The following is a 17261-nucleotide window of genomic DNA, read 5'->3' as shown; positions in this document are numbered from 1 at the left end:
CCATTCGCATCATCCAGTACGACAACGACAACCCCACCCCTCCTTTGTTCCCGCACCCCACCTTCGCGCGACCCCAACGGCATGTCGCACAGTCCCGCCTTCTTCCCCAGACGGACATTCCGACCCGCCCCAGTTCGGCGCACCTGCAATTCGGCGTTCCGCCGTGTCCGCGCGAACTGCGCTTCCACTCGTCGTTCCGGCGCGCTTCGGCAGAGATCTCACGCCGCTGGACGCGATCCCGGCCGAAAGAATGCTGGGAGACCGGGATATTCCAGGACGTGACGGCGAGACGGGGCTGCTGCGGGTCGAGACGGCTGGGTGACACTATGGGGAGCGACGGCTCGGTCGGCGGTCGCTGGGACTGCGGGTTGTGCGGGGCGGGTACCCGTGGTCGGGTGGATGTTGTTCACGACTAGTCGAAATGGGGCCGCGCACATGCCTGTCCAGCGTCTCAACCATGCCGTGCTGTTCGTTTCCGATGTGGAGCGTTCGGCGGAGTTCTACAGCACGGTGCTGGGGTTCCGGCGCTTGCCGGGTGGGTTCCCGGGGGCGGTGTTCCTACAGGCCGAGGGGTCGGCGAACGATCACGACCTGGGGTTGTTCCAGTCGCCGGATCCGTTGATCGCGCATCGGACGGGGCGGATCGGGCTGTATCACCTGGCGTGGGAGGTGGATACGCTGCGCGAGTTGCAGCGGATCAAGGATGCGCTGCAGGCGGCGGGGGCGCTGGGCGGTGCGTCCGATCACGCGTCCACCAAGGCGCTGTACGCCTCGGATCCCGACGGCATCGAATTCGAGGTCTGCTGGCTGGTGCCGGACGCGGCCGTCGAAGCGGAGATGGCGGCCATGACCGCGCCGACCCGGCCCCTGGACATCGATGCCGAGATCGCCGCCTACGGCGCGGACACCCCCGGTGGACCGCGCACCGATCACGCCGTCTGGCAGCGGCTGTTCGCGGCGCGCCGCGGCGAATAGCTCAGGTTCAGAGATCGCGCTGCTGCACGTACCACCACGCGGCCGCGCCGGCCCCGGCGGTCCACAGCAGCAGCACCACGATCGCCGCGGGCGTCGGCGCGATGAACGCGCTGTCGGCGTAACTGCCGTCGCTCATCGTCCCGACCGTCGCCGCCACCGGCAGGATGGTCGCGAATCCGGGAAAACCGATGCCGCGCGCGGTGATCCACACCAGCGGCTCCAGCACCAGCACCCCGATGATCACCGCTATCGCCTGTACCGGCGAGCGCAAAAGGAATCCCAGCGACGCCCCGATCACCGCCCAGCACACCGCTGCCAGCGCCACCCCGCCCAGCACGGCGAGCAGCTCGACGGTGAACTCCGCCTTGCCGCGCCCGAACACCAGCAGCGCAGCGGCCCCGACCACTTCCATCGCCAAGACGACGACCAGCGAAAACCATGCCGCCACCGCGAGTTTCGACCCCAGCAGCAGATTCCGGTCCGGCGTGAACACCGCGCTCACCGGCAGCGACCCGAACCGGTACTCGTCGCCGGCCGCCAGCGCCCCGAAGATCGCCGACGCGAGCACGGCCAGCGCCAGCGCCCCCGCCACCGCGGTAGCGGGCGTGCCCACCGCGCCCAGCACCGGATGCTTGTCGGTGGCGACGGCGGGCGTGAACCGAATCCCCAGCGCCGCGAACGCCACCACCCCGAGCAGCGCCACCCCGCCACCCAGCAGCCGATTGGTCCGCAGCGAAACCACCTTCCGCACTTCGGAATTGGCGACCCGCAGCACCGGCTCCGGCACGGCGACGAGATTCATCTCGCATCCTTTCGTCTGAACATGCGCAGGCCGGTGGTCAACGCGGCATCCCGTGCGCGGGCGCCATGGTGGGGTAGACCGGGGCAGGGTGCGCCGGGGTGGCGGGACGGGTGAGGGCGGCCAGCACCTGGTCCGGGTGGATGTGTTCGGAGGCGATCTCGGTGAGCTGCACGCGCGCCGAAGCCGCGGCCGATTCCAGTTGCGCCAGGGTGGTTTCCGCGACGGCGAGGCGGCCGTCGGGGCGCATGACGGCATCGGTGTGACCGCGTGCGGCCAGGGCGGTGGCGAGGGCGATCTGGCTGGAGGACTTCACCAGGATGCGATCGGGATGGCTGCGGCGCAGACGCGCGGGGCTGCCCTGGTAGACGATCTTGCCGTGGTCCATGACGATCAGCTCGTCGGCGACCGGGATGGCCGCGCTGAGGGTGCGCGAGGTGAGCAGGACGGTGCCGCCGCGCCGGGCGTGGCCGTGCAGGTACTCGTTGAGCCAGGCGGTTTCGGCGGCATCCAGTCCGGCCGCCGGATCATCGAGCAGGAGCAGCGGCGGATTGCCGAGCAGGGCGGCCGCCAACGCCAAACGGGTTTGCGCGCCGGGGGATTGGGTGGCGATGCGCTCACCGGCCGCCTGATCCAGGCGCACCAGCGTCAGCAATTCGTCGACCCGGGCGTCGGAAACCCCTGCGGCAGCGGCGTATACGCGAAGCTGACCGCGCACCGTGCGCGCCGGGTGCAGGCCGCGCGGGGACAGCACCGCCCCGATCGCCTGCCGCCCCGCCCGCACCCCGGACCCGGGCCCGCCCACGCTGGCCGACCCGGAGGTCGGCCGCAGCTGGCCGAGCAGCATGCGCAGCACCGTGGTCTTGCCCGCGCCCATCGGCCCCACCAGGGCGGCGACCTTGCCCGCGGGCACCACGAAACTCACATTCGCCACCGCGGTGACGGTTTCGAAACTCTTGCTCAGTCCCGCGGCGGCGAAGGCGAGCGGCCGGGCCTGGCTCACTGCTGGGTGGCCTGCGGCTTGGGCGCTTCCACGGCGGTCAGCGGGTCGGCGTCGATGACCAGGGGCTGCGGCCAGAACTTGGGCGGCGCGCCGAAAGCCTGGCGGGCGTTGTCGATCGTCCGATGGCCCAGCGCGCGGTTGCCGAAACCGCCGATGGCGGCGCCGATCCCGGCGGGCAGCACCTTGCCGAACATGAGCGCGCTGCGCTTGGCGATGAACTGCATGAGGAACTTCTTCATGAGGTTGTCGTTCATGGAGTTGATGCCCGGAATCTTGCCGGCCAGCAGCGTGCCCCAGTTCTTGGCCGAAGCGCCGACGCTCTTCTGCACGATCTCCATGCCGCTCTCGCCCATGACCACCGCCAGCACCAGGGCCCGGCGGCGCTCCTTGTCCTCGGGCGCGACCCCGTGCACGGCCGCCACGGCGAGGGTGAACACGGCGGACGCTTCCAGGAAGAACGCGGTCTCGGCGCTCATGGCGGCCACCGACGCGATGGTTCCCACGCCCGGCACCGCGGCGGTGGCGCCGACCGCGGTCCCGCTGCCGGTGACGGCGGTGAGGTAGAGCTTCTCGATGCGCGCGATGATCTGCGCGGGCGACTCGCCCGGATGCGAGTCCCGCAGCTTCTTCACGTATTTCGCGACCGCGGGCGCCTGCATCTGCGACCCGTTCTCGAGCAGCGAAACGACAGTCTTCTCGAGCCCGGTCTTGAACATCGACAACACCCCATTCTTCGTGCGGTCCTCCGACCGAAACTCTATGGCACCGGCACAACGATTCGCGACGGATGCCGGTTCCTGCGCACCCCGAGCCCTCCGCGTGTCCCGTCCGCCGCGCGCAGAGCCGGTGCTCCCTCCCCGAGTAACCGGAGGGCGCACGGGTAAGCATGGCCGCCGGCGGGTGGTCCGGCGGCGCGGAGATCGGAATCGGCATACCGTGGACGGGTGGCGGGTGTGTCCGAAGGCGCGAGCGGGTCACCGGATCCGCGGCTGCGCGAGTATGTCCTCGGGTACGAGGGCTATCTGCTGCGCGGGTTCGAACCGGGCACGCACGTGGGCATGCCGGGCACCGCGCTGACGGTGATCGTGACCATCGACGAGCCGGTGGACGTGCCGGTGTCCTCGCATCCGGAGCAGGCGGGGGCCAAGTGGGACATGCTGGCCAGCGGGCTGACCGTCCGCCCGGCCGTGATCGCGCACCACGGTTTCCAGCACGGCATTCAGCTGGCGCTGACCCCGAAGGGCTGCCGTGCGCTGTTCGGCATCCCGGCCGCGGCCCTGGGTTCCTGGATCGTGGATCTGCGCGAGGTGCTCGGCGCGCGGGCGGGCGAGCTGTGGGAGCGCCTGGCCACCGCCGCCGATTGGCCGGAACGCTTCGCCGTCTTCGACGAGATCCTGCTGCGGCAGGTGCGCCCGGTGCCGTGGGACCCGGAACTGGCCCGCGCCTGGGAACTGCTGACCGCTCCGGACCCGGCGGTGCGGGTGGCCGCCGTCGCCGACGAGATCGGCTGGAGCCGAAGGCATCTCGGCAATCGATTCGCCGCCGAGTTCGGCATCACCCCCAAGGACGCCGCCCGGATCACCCGCTTCGAGCGCTCGCACGGCCTGCTGCGCCTGCCGCAGGCCCCGAGCCTCGCCGAGGTCGCCATCGAGACCGGGTATTACGACCAGGCCCATATGGCCCGGGAATGGCGCGAACTGGCCGGTATGCCGCCCTCGGTCTGGCGGGAACGCGAGGAGTTCCCATTCGTCCAAGACCAACCGGCCCCCGCCCCGGCACCGTAGATCCCATGACAGAGACAACTTCGGTACGGACCGCGGCCATCGTCTGGCCGACTTTCGTCTATCGCGACGCCGTCGCAGCGATCGCCTTCCTGGAGCAGGCTTTCGGCTTCGTCACCACCGCTCGGCACGGCGACGACGCCGGCAATGTCCACCACGCCGAACTGGCCTGGCCGGGCGGCGGCGGCATCATGCTCGGCACCGCCAACCCCGAGGGCGCGCTGGCCTGCGCGGTCCCCGGGGCGGGCTCGGCCTACATCGTCACCGACGAGGTGGATGCCCTCTACGAACGCGCGCTTGCCGCCGGCGCGACCGTCACCCGCGAACTGCGCGACGAAACCGATTACGAATCACGCGGTTTCACCTGCCGCGACCCCGAGGGCGTCTACTGGAGTTTCGGCACTTATCGCGGCGAGGGGCGCTGATCAGGGCTGATGCCCCGCCGGTACCCGTTCGGCGGGTACCGGCGGCGGGGGCGGCGTGCCCGTGCCGAACGGGTTGCCGCCCAGCGCTTCCCGCCCGTGCGGGGTGAGCCAGTTGCCCAGATCGGGGCCCTTCGGCACGATCCGCGTCGGGTTTATGTCGGTGTGCACGATGTAGTAGTGCTCTTTGATCTGCTGGAAGTCGATAGTGTCGCCGAACCCGGGGGTCTGGTACAGGTCGCGCACGTAATCCCACAGCACCGGCATCTCGGTCAGCTTCTGCCGATTGGTCTTGAAATGCCCGTGGTACACCGGATCGAACCGCACCAGCGTGGTGAACAGCCGCACATCGGCCTCGGTGATGGTGTCGCCCACCAGGTAGCGCTGACCCGCCAGCCGCTCGCTCAACCAGTCCAGTGCCGTGAACAGCCGGTCGTAAGCGGCGTCGTAGGCCGCCTGGTCGCCGGCGAACCCGCACCGGTACACGCCATTGTTGACCTCGGTGTACACCCGCCGGTTCACCGAATCGATCTCGGCCCGTAGATCTTCCGGGTACAGCTGGGGCGCGCCCTCGCGATGGAACTCGGTCCACTCGGTGGAGAAGTCCAGGGTCATCTGCGCGTAGTCATTGGTGACGACCTGACCGGTCGGCACGTCGACAATGGCGGGCACGGTGATCCCGCGCGGGTAGTCCGGATACCGCTTGAAATACGCGTCGGCCAGGAAATGAATCCCCAGCACCGGGTCCACCTCGCCCGGATCCAGATCGAAAGTCCAGCTGCGCTTGTCGTGCGTCGGCCCGCACAAGCCCAGCGACAGCACCGATTCCAGCCCCAGCAGCCGCCGCACGATCAGCGTCCGGTTGGCCCACGGGCAGGCGCGCGCCGCGACCAGGCGGTAGCGTCCGGGTTCGACCGGATACCCTTCGCGCCCGTCCGCGGTGATCCGCGTGGTGATGTAGTTCGTGTCCCGCTTGAACTCGCCCGGCTCGACGTAGGTGCCCGGCTCCGACTTTGACGTGGTCACTCGCCCAGTCTTGCAGACGGCCGCCGCGGGGTCCGGTGGTGCGCGCGGTCCGCGAGGCCACCCTTCCCCTAATTTGGGACACCGCCTACATTGTGTCTCATGACTGATTCGAAGCCCACTCGCCTGGAACGCATCGTCACCGCCGGTGGGGCGGAGGCCGCCGTGCTGACCGTCGACCATCAGCCGCTGAACCTCTACGACAAGGCGCTGCTGGAATCGATCGCCTCCGATCTCGCCGAGCTGGCCGCGAATCCGCCCCGCGCGCTGCTCTACCGCACCGAGGGCAAGCTGGTCTCCGGCGGCGTCGACGTGCACGTCTTCGACGGTCTCACCCCGGACGAGGGCGCGCAGCTGTGGCAGGACCTGTTCGCGCGCATCATCCATCCCCTCGAGGCGCTGCCCTGCCCGGTCATCTTCGCCGCGCACGCGCTGACCCTGACCGCCGCCTTCGAGATCGCGCTGGCCTGCGACATCATCCTGGCCGCGCCCAAGGCCAAGTTCGGTCTGGTGGAGACCGTGGTCGGCCTGACCCCGTCCATGGGCGGCCCGCAGCGGCTGGCCGAGCGCGCGGGTTCCGGGCGCGCCCGCGAATTCGTCATGACCGCCGATCTCTACGACGCCGCGACCATGGCCGAATGGGGCGTGGTGAACGCGGTGCACGAGGATGTCGACGCCGCGGCCCGCGCGCTGCTGGACAAGCTCGCCAACGGCCCGACCAAGGCGCACGCCGCGACCAAGGAGATCATCGGCGCCTGGCGTTCCGGCGGTGTGGCGCACGCGGATTCGGTGACCCCGGAGGTATCCGGGCAACTGTTCGGCACCGAAGACTTGAAGGGGGCCGTGCGCAGCTTCCTGGACGTCGGTCCCGGAAAGGCCACGTACACAGGAAAATAGCGGCTCTCCACCCGCAATTGCGCTTCCGCTCCGCGGCGGCGCAACCACCGGGCAGCCGGGGAGCGACCCTTGCGGAGCATTCGGAAACATGCCGCCGCGCGAACCTTTCGCGACACGCTGAGCATCGGGTTTCCCGGCGAACGGTGCGGGGAAGTCCGGTTTCACCGGGCGGAGGTGTGTTTCCGGGGTGTGAAAGCGTGACATCGGTTTGCCGACAATCCGCCCACGAGTGTGATGTGCATCATATAGTCACAGATGCCTGGCAGGGCTCGAGGCACTCGGAGGGACGAGGATGTCGCAGTTACTGGTGGAGTATCCGCACACGCGAAATGCCTGGTGCGACAACCCGCTTGCGCGCGGCGCGGACGGTGTCCTGCGCTACGGCAATCTGACCCCCGCGCTCACCGAGCTATTGGATATCCAGGTGCACACCTTCGCCGCGCGCGAAGCCGTGGTGGAGATCGGCGGACCCCGGCTCACCTACCGCGAACTCTGGTACTCGGCCTCGCGCATCGCGGGCGGTCTGCAGGAGCACGGCATCGGCTACGGCGACCGGGTGGCCGTGCGCATGCCGGTCGGCGCGCGCTGGGTGCAGGCGTTCCTGGGCGCACTGCTCTCGGGCGCGGTGCCGGTGCTGGTGCCCGACGGGCTGCCGGACTCGGTGGCGCGGCAGGTGATTCGCGATTCCTGCGCCGACTTCGTGCTGGACGGCGGCGGGCGCGCGGCCGGGTACACGGCGGCGCTGCCCGACGGCGCGGCGTTCATCGACGACGGCGCGTCGCTGGGTGAGCTGGCGCTGCTCTGCTACACCAGCCCCGGGCTGGAACCGGGTCCGCGCGGGGTGGAACTGACCAACGAGAACCTGCTCTCCGCCATTCGCTCGGTGGTGGGCGCGCTGGATCTGCCCACCGAGGGCCTGCGCAATCTGGTGCTGGCCCCGCTGGCGCACGCGAGCGGTTGCGTGGACCAGCTGCTGCCGACCTTCGCGGTGGGCGGCACCGTGGTGCTCAGCCCGGATCCGGCGGCCGTGCCGGAAACCCTTGTGGCCGAACGCATCGACATGGTGTCGGCGACGCCGCGCATCTTCGCCGGCCTGCTGCCGGGCCTGGCCGGGCTGCGGCTGGAAGGGGTGCGGCAGGTGTGCAGCGCGGGCCATCGCGCCGAACTCGCCGCCGCCGACCCGGCCGTGTCCGAGTCGGTGTCCACCACGCTGCGCGAGGTCTTCCCCGAGGCTCGTCAGTGGTCGGTCTGGGGCGCGACCGAGACCAGCGGGATCGGCCTGGCCCGTGACGACGGGGCGTGTCCGCGGGACGGGCTCGGATTCGCTTTCGGCGGTACCGAATTGGCGTTGTGGGGCCCGCAGGCCGCGACCGGGCAGGGTGAATTGCTCTGTCGCGGCCCGAATGTGGCCCCGCGCTACTGGAACGACCCGCAGACCACCGAGTCGCGTTTCACCGGCTCGTGGTTCCACACCGGCAATCAGGTGAGCATCGATGCGGACGGTCTGGTCCGTCGCGCCGCAGCGGAGTGAGGTGTCAGCCGACCAGCCGGGCGCGCAGCGCGTCCCGCAGCTCCGGCGTGATCCCGACCTCGTTCAGGTAGCCGCCCACGTCCCCGTACATGTCCAGCATCGACTTGGTGGCCGTCTCCAGGTACTCCGGCTTCACGCCGAGCAGATCGTCGGACAGCTCCTCGTCCAGCGCGGAGGTCATGAACGAGCGCAGGGTCGGCACCGCGTCATTGCTGAGCAGGTAGTCGGCGTAGACGTCCTCCTCGGTGACGTCGACCGCGCGCAGCAGGGTGGCGATGGACCAGCCGGTACGGTCCTTGCCCGCCGCGCAGTGCACCAGCGCGGTGCCGGTCAGCACCGAATCGGCCAGCTTCTTGATGGCCAGGTGTGCTTCGGGCATGGCCGGGAACTCGCGGTACACCTCGAGCATGTGCGCGGACGCGGTGACGTTGCGCCGGGCCTCGTGCGGCGGGGTCTCGCCCATCCGCGAATCGAACGGCGTGACGTGCAGGTTCACGCCCTCGGGCAGGGCGTCGTGGCCGATGAAGTCGATCTCCTTGTACCCACGCAGATCGTGCACGTCGGTGACGCCGAGGCCGAGCAGGGTGGCCTGACCGGGTGCGTCGAGCCGGCTGAGCTGGGCGGAACGCAGGAGCACTCCCTCCCGGACCGTGTTCCCGCCGGTGGTGCGGGCTCCGCCCACATCGCGGAAGTTGAAGGTGCCGGAGATGAGGAATTGGTCGGGGCGCGCAGAAGTCACCGGCTCAGGCTAACCGTGAGCGTGTGGTCCAGGGTGAACCAAGCCCGGTAGATGGGGTGAATTGTGCGGTTCGCGAGGATCGAATTGGGCTCGGCGCGGGGTGAATCCTGTGGGTTCCGGCACAGTCGCTATCTATGTGCTTACCCACATCCGTAAAATACCGCTTGGTCCCAATGTTGGGTTTACCGGGCGATTCGAGAATTCGGGCGATTCCCATTCGATCGCGAGCCTGTTCCGATTAGGTAACGAAACAATCCTCAGGTACGAAAACAGCTATCAAAGCTGGTCGCGATGCCAGAAAACGACGTAGCATCGATACTCGTGAACGGGTACGCCGGGTCCTGCCCCAGGGGATCAGTGCCGATCTGCAACCCGTTGAGCGAGCCGCGCAGCAGAGGTGCGCGAGTTCTTTCAAAGGGAGTCGTCGTTGAACGCTAGTGGAGAAATGATCCAGGTCGGACTTCGTCCGGCCATGATCGAGGCAATCGAGAAGACCGCCGCGTCTCTCGACTTCACCGGTAACCGTGCCTTGCGAATACTGCTGCATGCCGGACTGAGCACGCTGTGGCCGATCCTGAAGTCCACCCCGGACAAGCAGATCCGCGCCTACGAGCACACCCTGGCCATGCTGCGGCGGCGCTGGGAGAACCAGGATCAGTCGGTCTGTGTGCCCGATCCGGTCGCCACCGCGGCCTTCAAGGAACTCGATGCCGAGGTGTCCTCGCTGCTCGGGTTGTGCGCCCAGCGGTCCGGGACCCAGTGGCTGGAGCCGGCCGACGCGCTGGCCGCCTATCTGGTGGCGGTGATCCAGGGCATGGTGCTGCGCTGGCTGGCCGACTGCGACGACGAGACCTCGCTGGTCGTGCTGGACGATCTGGTGTCCTACCTGTCCACCAAAGCGATCGACGCCTGATTTCCGCCGGCGCACCCGAGCCTGCCCGGACCTTCGGGGTTCCCCCGCAACTAATGCTGGACGAGTGACCAAGTTCGTGATCGAATGAACTGGTGACCGAATCGTCGCCGATCGCCGGACTGCACGCGGCCACCGCCGAGCTCGACCCGCCGCTCGCGGCCGTCGACCTGACCGCCCTGCGCGCCAATGCCACCGATCTGGTGCGCCGTGCGCGCGGAGTGCCGGTGCGGGTGGCCAGTAAATCCGTGCGCTGCCGCGCGGTGCTCGAAGAAGTGCTGGGCCCCAAGCTCACCGCCGACGGCGGGTTCGCGGGCATCATGGGTTACTCACTCGCCGAAGCGATCTGGCTGGCGGGGGAGGGGGCTCGCGACATTCTGCTGGGCTATCCCACCGCCGACCGGGCGTCGCTGGCGCGGCTCGCCGCCGATCCGGTGCTGCGGGACGCCATCACCCTCATGATCGACGATGTCGACCAGCTGGAACTCATCCGCGCCGCCCTAGGCACCGACAAGGTGTCGCCCCGGGTGTGCATCGACGTGGACGCGTCGCTGCGCATCGGGCCGCTGCACCTGGGGGTGCGGCGCTCGCCGATCCGGACGCCGGAGCAGGCCGCGCGGCTGGCCGCCGAGGCGCGCCGGCGCGGGTTCGACGTGGTCGGCGTGATGACCTACGAGGCGCAGATCGCCGGGCTGCCGGACACCAATCTCGCTGTGCGCCTGGTGAAGAAGGCGTCCGGGGCGGAGATCCTGCGGCGGCGGCGCGCGGTGCTGGACGCGGTGCGCAGCGAGGCCGGGGAGCTGGAGATCGTCAATTCCGGCGGGACCGGATCCATCGAGTTCAGTATCTCCGATCCGGACGTCACCGAGGTGACCGCCGGGTCCGGGCTTTACCTGCCCACTCTGTTCGACGGGTATCGCACCGTAACCCCGCGTCCGGCAATGTATTTCGCCATGCCGGTGCTGCGCCGTCCCGCGCCCGGCATCGCCACGGTCTTCTCCGGCGGTTACATCGCCTCCGGTCCGGCGGGCGCCTCGCGGGTGCCGAAGCCGGTGTGGCCCAAGGGTTTGCGGCTCATCGGCACCGAAGGGGCGGGCGAGGTGCAGACCCCGCTCACCCATGCCGACGGCCTGCACATCGGCGACCGCGTGTGGTTCCGGCATGCCAAAGCCGGTGAGCTGTGCGAGCGTTTCACCCAGGTCCACCTGGTCGACGGCGACGGCTCCCGCACCACCGTGCCCACCTACCGCGGCGAAGGGCAGTGCTTCGGCTAGACCCGGTCGAGCTGCAATACCGCCGCGAGATCCGACAACTCGGTGGCGGTCGCGGGCAGATACTCGGTGAGCAGCGGCGATCGCACGATGATCGCCGCCCACATGGCGCGTGAGATGGCGCTGGTCAGCCAGTGCCGGGACAGTAGCTTCCCGACCCCGTGCGGGGCGTCTTTGGGCGCGGAGGTGGTCATGGAGACCAGCACCACCGCGGCCTCCCGCCCCTGGAAATGATCGGCCGTGCCCACCAGCACATCCTCGATCCGGGCCCGCGACAACAGGGTTCGGATCCGCGCCACCTGCGCGTGATACGGCGCGACCACCAGAATGTCGTGCGGATGCAGCCGCCGCGTCACCGCGCCGGTGTGCCAGGACAGCCCCAGCAGCGTGCGCACCTGCCGCACGATTTCCCGTGCCTCCTCGGCGGATTCGGTGCTGTTGCCGTGATGCTCGACCGGCACCGTCCGCACGCCCGGGGTGATGCCTTCGAGTTCCCTTGCCAGGGTGACGGTTTCGTTCGAACGCAACCGATTGTCGTAGCGCAGCCGCGACACCGGTCCGCTCATGCGTGGATGCATGCGCCAGGTGCGGTCCAGGAAGTAGCCGTACGCGGCGGGCAGTGTGCGATGCGCGCCGACGATCCGGCCCAGCACGGATTCGGCGATCGGCTCGGCGTGCGCGCCCAGGCTCGCCGCCGGTGCGGGATCGCCCACCAGCAGCAGGTTCCGGGCGCTGATCCCCACCGCGACCGCATCGGCCAGCGGGAACTTGCCGGCGTCCGCGATCACCAGCAGATCCAGGTTGTCGCGCGGGATATGGCTGGCGTCGGTGAAATCGCCCGGCAGGCCGCCGACCACGCAGCCGTTCACGGCATTGTCGAGGAATCGTTCGTAGCGATCGGCTTCGATGGGCAGCCATTCCGGCGCGACCGCCTGCGCGTCGGCCTTGGCGACCAGTTCGGGCAGCACGCCCACCTGCACCACGGCATCGAGGACGTGCTCGACCACCTGGTGTGAGCGGGCCACCACGCCGACCCGCCATTTGTAGCGGGTGACGAGGCGTTCCACCACGCGCGCGGTGGTGTCGGTCTTGCCGGTGCCGGGCGGACCCTGCACGGCCACATAGGAATTCGCGAGATCGAGCACGGCGGCGGTGACGGCGGCGGCGTGATCGCCGAACACCTCCGGGAGCGCGGCGCCGGTGCGCAGGCGGGGCGGACGCCGGCTCAGCAGATCGAAGACGGCGGTCTCCGGGACGTTCGGCAGGGTCACCAGCAGCTGGTGCGCGGTGTCCTCGAGCGCGGCCTCCAGCTGTTCGTCGCGGCCGGGCGGGCAGGGGGCGATGGCGGTGGGTAGTTCGTCGTACGGTTCGCAGCCGTCCGGCAGCAGCTCCACCACGCGCACCACGTCTTCGAAGTTGGTGTCGAGGGAGCAGCCGAGGACGGTGGCGTAGGCGGTGGCGCGCCGGCCCGGCTCGGCGGTCATGCCCGGTACGGGACGGTCGTAGAGGGTGAGCACCGGCGTTCCGGGCGGTGGTGCGTTTCCGGTCCCGAGCCGGCCGGTCAGCGTCAGATATCTGCGCATGAGCCGGGTTCCGGTGCTGTGCCATTTGGTGTCGACGGTGCCCCAGTCGGCGATGAGCACGCCCGGGGTGTCCGCCCATTCCTCGATGGGATGGTCCAGCCGGTCCTCGTGCGCCCAGCGCAGTGGCTGCCGCTCGCGCCGGTGATAGCCCAGCGCCGCCGCCGTGAACGCGGCCGCCACCTGCGCGGCATCGTGATCGCGGGCCGAGTCGGCGAATTCGCGCAGCGCGGCTTCGAGTTCGTCCGGGCCGGTCTGGGCGTAGTCGTACAGCCAGCGCCGCGCCGGGGTCACCTCGTGCTCGCGCGCCAGCTGCAGCAGCCAATCGCGCAGGCGCAGTACGGCTTCCGGTTCGTCGCCGCCGGCTTCCCGGTTCGGCGGCAGCGCCATCAGGGCGTAGGAGCGTTCACCCACGATCAGGGCCGAGCGCACGATCGGATACAGATCCACCAGTGCGGGCAGCAGTTCGGCGACGGTGTCCTCGCCGTCCGGATCCTGCTCGCCCTGTGTGCTCAGTACCGGGCGCAATCCGCCGCGGTAGTGGTGGATCCGCATGTGCGGGAATTCCCGCTGCCAGCCCGCCAGGAAATCCAGCAGCGGGATGCCAGTCCCGTCCCGCAGGTAAACCCCTTGCGCCCCTGTGGATTCCGTCGATTCCCGCCCCGGTCCGCCCGGCAGTGCGAAGGTGAAGCGCAGGTGCATGGCGTCGTCGGGGTCGTGCTCCTCCGCCGTGTCCGCGCCCGGCGCCGCCGCATTGGTCAGCAGCGTGATCACGTCGGGTGTGGCCGAGCTGGCGAACAGATCCCCCGCGTTCGGCCGGGGCAGCGCCGCCAGGGCCGCCGCGTCGATCAACGTATGCGCCGGTTGCCCGGTCTCCTCGCGCAGGATCTGCAATTCGGCCTGCCGCCGCAATGGCGTGAACGCCGGCCCGGGGATACCGGTGACCGTGGCATCCGCCGCCGCCAGCCGCTCCACCGTGGTGATCCCCGCGTCCCGCAATTGCGCCCGCGTCGCCGGCCGCATTCCCGCGACCAGCAGCAGATCCCGCCGCGCCTCCAGCTCCGCGGTACAGGCGTCGCATCGCCCGCAGGCCAGGAATCTCCGATCCCCCCACTGCACCGGCAGCAGTTCCCCGAGCTTGGCCTCCACGATCGATTCCAGCCGCTGCCGCCGCGCCCGGTACACCACCGAGATATCCGCCAGCGAGTGCACCCCCGCCACCCCGTCGACCCAGATCCGCGCATGCGAAGCGGCCCGTAACCCGTTCCGCTGTAACGCATCCACACATCCGGCCGCTGCCAGCAGCGCCGCGATCTCCCCCCGCCGCCGCGTCACGCCCCCCGCCACATAGTCGTACGCCTCCGGCGCACTGTCCCGCAGCAGAAAGTCGCTGTGCGCCGCGAACGCCCCATCGAGCACCACGGCCCCCGCCACCGCCTCCACCCCCGCCGCCAGCGCGCCCAACGTCGCCGCATGCGCATCCCGCAGCGCCGCAAGCATTTTCGAAGCATCACCGACGGCGCGCACCCCCACCCGCACCACACCGTCCCCATGCCGATCCCGCAACTCCGCCAAAAGCTGTTCCGCCGCAGATAGTTCCGCCCCGCCCACCCGCTCCCACGTGCCGGCCCCACCACCGGACCACCGAACCGCCACCCCCGCGTCCGCATTACCGAAGCGCCCCACCCCGTCACCGCCGGCCGGGAAGCCGAGCGGCGCCGCGACCCCGACCGCCGGGGCGTCGAGCACGGACTGCGTCACGGGAGCCGGGTCGGCGAGTGACGACCGCGTCCCGGCGGCCGGGTCGCTGAGCGGTGACAGTGCGATGGCGTTCGACTCCGGGTGCGCGTCAGCGCCGCTCGAGCTCCGCTCGACCGGTGGCACCAGGCCCAGTTCGGCGTCGAGCGCGCGCAACAGCGCGAACTCACAACGCGCCGCCGACACCAGGTCTCCGGTGCTGCACACGACACGATCACCGAACAGAATCAATCGCGCCCCTCCTGTGTCTACTGCGCCGACACCCCGCCCCGGCCCGCCGCGTCACTGCGTACCGAGTCGCGAACAGCGTAATGACTGCCACCCCCACCCCGCGCCCCCAGGTAGCCCCAACCCCATGCCCCGCCGCCCCCCGCACAGCCGCACGTCAACACCACTTTTCCGGGCGATGTTGCGGGACAACGCGACTCACGCCCCACCTCCCGCACCCCCACCCGCTCCCCGCCCCCGCGAACCACCAAACCCCGCCACCCAATTCGGCGTGTCGCCCCACTCATCGCCGCGTCAACCTTGCCGAACCCGAGGTTCCCGCACCCGCCGACCTCGTCACCCGGAACACCTCCGTGCGCCCGCCGCCGGTACCGAAGCGGTCCCGGTCTCCGGCGAGGGGCAGCGGGGCGCCAGGTCGGGTGGTTTTGTCACAATCGCGGGATGCCTTATTTCGAGAGTGGCCGTGGGCGGCTGCATTACCGCCGGTGGCCGGTCGCGGAGGCGGGGGCGGTGGTGGCTTTGTTGCCGGGGAGCGGGCAGCACAGTGGGCACTACCACCGGTTCGCGAAGGGGTTGGGGGAGGCGGGGGTGGAGTTGTGGGCTTTGGATACGGCTGGGCAGGGGTTGAGTGAGGGGGAGGGGGAACGGCCGGGGACGTTGCGTGAATTGTGTGGTGATGCAGCGGGGTTCGTGGCCGAGGTGCGGGAGGGCGCGAGGGTGCCGGTGGTTTTGATGGGGCATTCGCTGGGGGCGGCTACGGCGTTGGGAGCATTGGATTCGGGGCTGGTCGGGGTACCCGCGGGGCTGGTGGTTTGCGGGACGCCGCAGACGATCTTGCGGGGCGAGCCGCCGAAGTCGGCGCGCGGGGCGGGAGCGGGCGCGGGGTGGACGGGGGCGGCGCCGCGGCTGCCGGAGGGGTTGCCGGTGCTGGTGGTCCACGGGGTGGATGATCGGCGGACGCCGATCGATCCGGTGCGGGAGTGGGCGCGGACGGCCGGGGCGGAGTTCCGGGAGTATGCGGATGCGGGGCACGATCTGTTGCACGAGCCGGTGCAGGCGGAGGTCACGGCGGATATCGCGGGGTGGATCGGGCGGATGATCTCGAACCGTTAGGGGTGGCAAGGGGTTACGGTGGGGCGTGCCACTTTACGAGTTCGAAGGCAAGCGGCCGACCGTGGATCCGACGGCGTTCATCGCGCCCACCGCGACCCTGATCGGTGATGTGCGGGTGGAGGCGGGGGCCTCGGTCTGGTACGGGGCGGTGCTACGCGCCGACCTCGCGCCGATCATCATTCGCGAGCGGGCGAATGTGCAGGACAACGCGGTTATTCATGTGCCGCAGGATGTGACCGTGGAGATCGGGGCGGGGTCGACGATCGCGCATTCGGTGGTGTTCCACGGCGCCACCCTGGGCGCCGAGTCGATCGTCGGGAACGGGTCCACCGTGCTGGACATGGCGAAGATCGGCAGCGGCACCATGATCGCCGCGCATTCGCTGGTGCCGCCGGGCGCGGAGATCCCGGACGGGGTGCTGGCCGCGGGGTCGCCGGCGCAGGTGAAGAAGCCGCTCGCGGGGACGCCCGCGGAGATGTGGGTGAAAATCAACCCGAATTTCTACGCCGAGCTGGCGCAACGACATCTGAAGGGCATCACCGAGATTCGCTGACCGCGCGTCAGGCCGGATGCAGCAGCGCCACCACTTCGGCATCGCCGAGCTGATGGAAATCCCGATACGCCGCGCCCACTCCGCCGAGGAAGCGCGGCACCAGCGGGCACACCACCGTGTCGGCGAGCGCCCGAATCCGTTGCAGCGCTTCGGCGGACGACACCGGCACCCCAACGATCACCAGCCGCGGCTCGTGCAGCCGCGCGATCTCGCAGGCGACCGCCACGGTGGCCCCGGTCGCCATCCCGTCGTCCACGATCAGCACATTCCGGTCCTTCAAGGGAATCGGCGGTTCGGCCCGCAGGATCCGCCGCCGCCGCTCGAGCTCGGCCCGCTCCTGCTGCTCGACGGCCGCGATCTGCTGCTCGGTGACCCCGGTGTGCCGCACCACGTCGTCGTTGAGCACCCGCACCCCGTCCTCGCCGATCGCCCCCATCGCGAGTTCCGGCTGCCATGGCACCCCGAGCTTGCGCACCAGCAGCACGTCGACCTCCCCGCCGATGACCTCCCGCACCGCGACCGCCACCGGCACCCCGCCCCGGGGCAGTCCGAGCACCAGCGGGTCCGCCGCCCGCAGGTCCAGGAGTACCGCACCCAGCGCGCGCCCGGCAGCCCCCCGATCCGGATAGATCATCACCCCCGATTTTAGTTCCGCCCGGGACTCCCGGGCGGAACTCT

16 protein-coding genes are annotated in these 17261 nt (G+C 70.0%); 9 read left to right on the top strand and 7 right to left on the bottom strand.

What is annotated here, in order from left to right; genetic code table 11:
* The first annotated feature begins 435 nt into the window (after nucleotides 1-435).
* Nucleotides 436-975 (top strand): VOC family protein, encoded by a 540-nt coding sequence (locus LTV02_RS20955; protein ID WP_067720190.1) that lies wholly within the window; start codon nucleotides 436-438, stop codon nucleotides 973-975.
* A gap of 7 nt (nucleotides 976-982) precedes the next feature.
* On the opposite strand, the gene LTV02_RS20950 is transcribed toward LTV02_RS20955, so the two are convergent.
* The 3 genes from LTV02_RS20950 to LTV02_RS20940 are packed head-to-tail and all read right to left on the bottom strand — an operon-like array spanning nucleotide 983 to nucleotide 3493.
* Nucleotides 983-1777, bottom strand: a complete 795-nt coding sequence (locus LTV02_RS20950) for an ABC transporter permease (RefSeq protein WP_233033115.1) — start codon at nucleotides 1775-1777, stop codon at nucleotides 983-985.
* A gap of 37 nt (nucleotides 1778-1814) precedes the next feature.
* Nucleotides 1815-2777, bottom strand: a complete 963-nt coding sequence (locus LTV02_RS20945; protein WP_233033113.1) for an ATP-binding cassette domain-containing protein — start codon at nucleotides 2775-2777, stop codon at nucleotides 1815-1817.
* Nucleotides 2774-3493, bottom strand: a complete 720-nt coding sequence (locus LTV02_RS20940; RefSeq protein ID WP_067720196.1) for a hypothetical protein — start codon at nucleotides 3491-3493, stop codon at nucleotides 2774-2776. The genes LTV02_RS20945 and LTV02_RS20940 overlap by 4 nt, the downstream gene beginning before the upstream one ends.
* 228 nt (nucleotides 3494-3721) lie before the next feature.
* Here LTV02_RS20940 and LTV02_RS20935 point away from each other — a divergent pair, with 228 nt between their 5' ends.
* Both LTV02_RS20935 and LTV02_RS20930 read left to right on the top strand, forming a co-directional pair.
* Nucleotides 3722-4561, top strand: coding sequence for a helix-turn-helix domain-containing protein (locus LTV02_RS20935; protein ID WP_233033111.1), 840 nt, complete (start codon nucleotides 3722-3724; stop codon nucleotides 4559-4561).
* Nucleotides 4562-4566: 5 nt separating this feature from the next.
* Nucleotides 4567-4983: a VOC family protein gene (locus tag LTV02_RS20930; protein ID WP_233033109.1), complete on the top strand. Its 417-nt coding sequence runs from the start codon at nucleotides 4567-4569 to the stop codon at nucleotides 4981-4983.
* Here the strand turns inward: LTV02_RS20930 and LTV02_RS20925 are convergent, their stop codons facing one another.
* Entirely contained in the window at nucleotides 4984-6006 is a 1023-nt protein-coding gene (locus LTV02_RS20925; RefSeq protein ID WP_233033107.1) for a glutathione S-transferase family protein, read from the bottom strand.
* Nucleotides 6007-6105: 99 nt separating this feature from the next.
* Here LTV02_RS20925 and LTV02_RS20920 point away from each other — a divergent pair, with 99 nt between their 5' ends.
* Both LTV02_RS20920 and LTV02_RS20915 read left to right on the top strand, forming a co-directional pair.
* Nucleotides 6106-6900 carry an enoyl-CoA hydratase/isomerase family protein gene (locus tag LTV02_RS20920; RefSeq protein ID WP_233033105.1) on the top strand — a complete coding sequence of 265 codons (795 nt, stop codon included), beginning with the start codon at nucleotides 6106-6108 and terminating at the stop codon, nucleotides 6898-6900.
* 292 nt (nucleotides 6901-7192) lie between these two features.
* Nucleotides 7193-8431, top strand: coding sequence for a class I adenylate-forming enzyme family protein (locus LTV02_RS20915; protein ID WP_233033103.1), 1239 nt, complete (start codon nucleotides 7193-7195; stop codon nucleotides 8429-8431).
* 4 nt (nucleotides 8432-8435) lie between these two features.
* Here the strand turns inward: LTV02_RS20915 and LTV02_RS20910 are convergent, their stop codons facing one another.
* Entirely contained in the window at nucleotides 8436-9170 is a 735-nt protein-coding gene (locus LTV02_RS20910) for a tyrosine-protein phosphatase (protein ID WP_233033101.1), read from the bottom strand.
* Between the two features lie 427 nt (nucleotides 9171-9597).
* Between LTV02_RS20910 and LTV02_RS20905 the strand changes: the two genes are divergently transcribed.
* Together LTV02_RS20905 and LTV02_RS20900 are read left to right on the top strand one after the other, a co-directional pair.
* A complete protein-coding gene (locus tag LTV02_RS20905; RefSeq protein ID WP_233033098.1) occupies nucleotides 9598-10083 on the top strand; it encodes a TetR family transcriptional regulator in 486 nt (161 codons plus the stop codon).
* A 92-nt stretch (nucleotides 10084-10175) separates the two neighbouring features.
* Entirely contained in the window at nucleotides 10176-11354 is a 1179-nt protein-coding gene (locus tag LTV02_RS20900) for an amino acid deaminase/aldolase (protein ID WP_067720213.1), read from the top strand.
* On the opposite strand, the gene LTV02_RS20895 is transcribed toward LTV02_RS20900, so the two are convergent.
* Nucleotides 11351-14920, bottom strand: coding sequence for a bifunctional RecB family nuclease/DEAD/DEAH box helicase (locus tag LTV02_RS20895; RefSeq protein ID WP_408639239.1), 3570 nt, complete (start codon nucleotides 14918-14920; stop codon nucleotides 11351-11353). The genes LTV02_RS20900 and LTV02_RS20895 overlap by 4 nt on opposite strands.
* Nucleotides 14921-15358: 438 nt before the next feature.
* On the opposite strand from LTV02_RS20895, the gene LTV02_RS20890 reads away from it, so the two are divergent.
* Together LTV02_RS20890 and LTV02_RS20885 are read left to right on the top strand one after the other, a co-directional pair.
* The gene (locus LTV02_RS20890) at nucleotides 15359-16030 is read left to right on the top strand and encodes an alpha/beta hydrolase (protein WP_233033094.1); all 672 of its coding nucleotides are present in this window, start codon (nucleotides 15359-15361) and stop codon (nucleotides 16028-16030) included.
* A 25-nt stretch (nucleotides 16031-16055) separates the two neighbouring features.
* Nucleotides 16056-16583 (top strand): gamma carbonic anhydrase family protein, encoded by a 528-nt coding sequence (locus tag LTV02_RS20885; protein ID WP_233033092.1) that lies wholly within the window; start codon nucleotides 16056-16058, stop codon nucleotides 16581-16583.
* Between the two features lie 7 nt (nucleotides 16584-16590).
* Here LTV02_RS20885 and LTV02_RS20880 read toward each other — a convergent pair whose 3' ends face one another.
* Entirely contained in the window at nucleotides 16591-17217 is a 627-nt protein-coding gene (locus tag LTV02_RS20880; protein ID WP_233033089.1) for a phosphoribosyltransferase, read from the bottom strand.
* Between the last annotated feature and the right edge of the window lie 44 nt (nucleotides 17218-17261).

It is taken from the genome of Nocardia yamanashiensis, assembly GCF_021183565.1.
In the GTDB taxonomy this organism is placed as follows: domain Bacteria; phylum Actinomycetota; class Actinomycetes; order Mycobacteriales; family Mycobacteriaceae; genus Nocardia; species Nocardia yamanashiensis.
The sequence above is the reverse complement of the archived record's forward strand: the minus strand, read 5'-3'. Positions and strand labels throughout refer to the sequence as shown.

What these genes read in the sequence shown, in the direction of transcription:
- LTV02_RS20920 (WP_233033105.1), top strand. Translation starts at nt 6,106, where the DNA reads ATGACTGATTCGAAGCCCACTCGCCTGGAACGCATCGTCACCGCCGGT.
- LTV02_RS20940 (WP_067720196.1), bottom strand. Translation starts at nt 3,493, where the DNA reads ATGTTCAAGACCGGGCTCGAGAAGACTGTCGTTTCGCTGCTCGAGAAC.
- LTV02_RS20950 (WP_233033115.1), bottom strand. Translation starts at nt 1,777, where the DNA reads ATGAATCTCGTCGCCGTGCCGGAGCCGGTGCTGCGGGTCGCCAATTCC.
- LTV02_RS20930 (WP_233033109.1), top strand. Translation starts at nt 4,567, where the DNA reads ATGACAGAGACAACTTCGGTACGGACCGCGGCCATCGTCTGGCCGACT.
- LTV02_RS20880 (WP_233033089.1), bottom strand. Translation starts at nt 17,217, where the DNA reads ATGATCTATCCGGATCGGGGGGCTGCCGGGCGCGCGCTGGGTGCGGTA.
- LTV02_RS20890 (WP_233033094.1), top strand. Translation starts at nt 15,359, where the DNA reads ATGCCTTATTTCGAGAGTGGCCGTGGGCGGCTGCATTACCGCCGGTGG.
- LTV02_RS20955 (WP_067720190.1), top strand. Translation starts at nt 436, where the DNA reads ATGCCTGTCCAGCGTCTCAACCATGCCGTGCTGTTCGTTTCCGATGTG.
- LTV02_RS20915 (WP_233033103.1), top strand. Translation starts at nt 7,193, where the DNA reads ATGTCGCAGTTACTGGTGGAGTATCCGCACACGCGAAATGCCTGGTGC.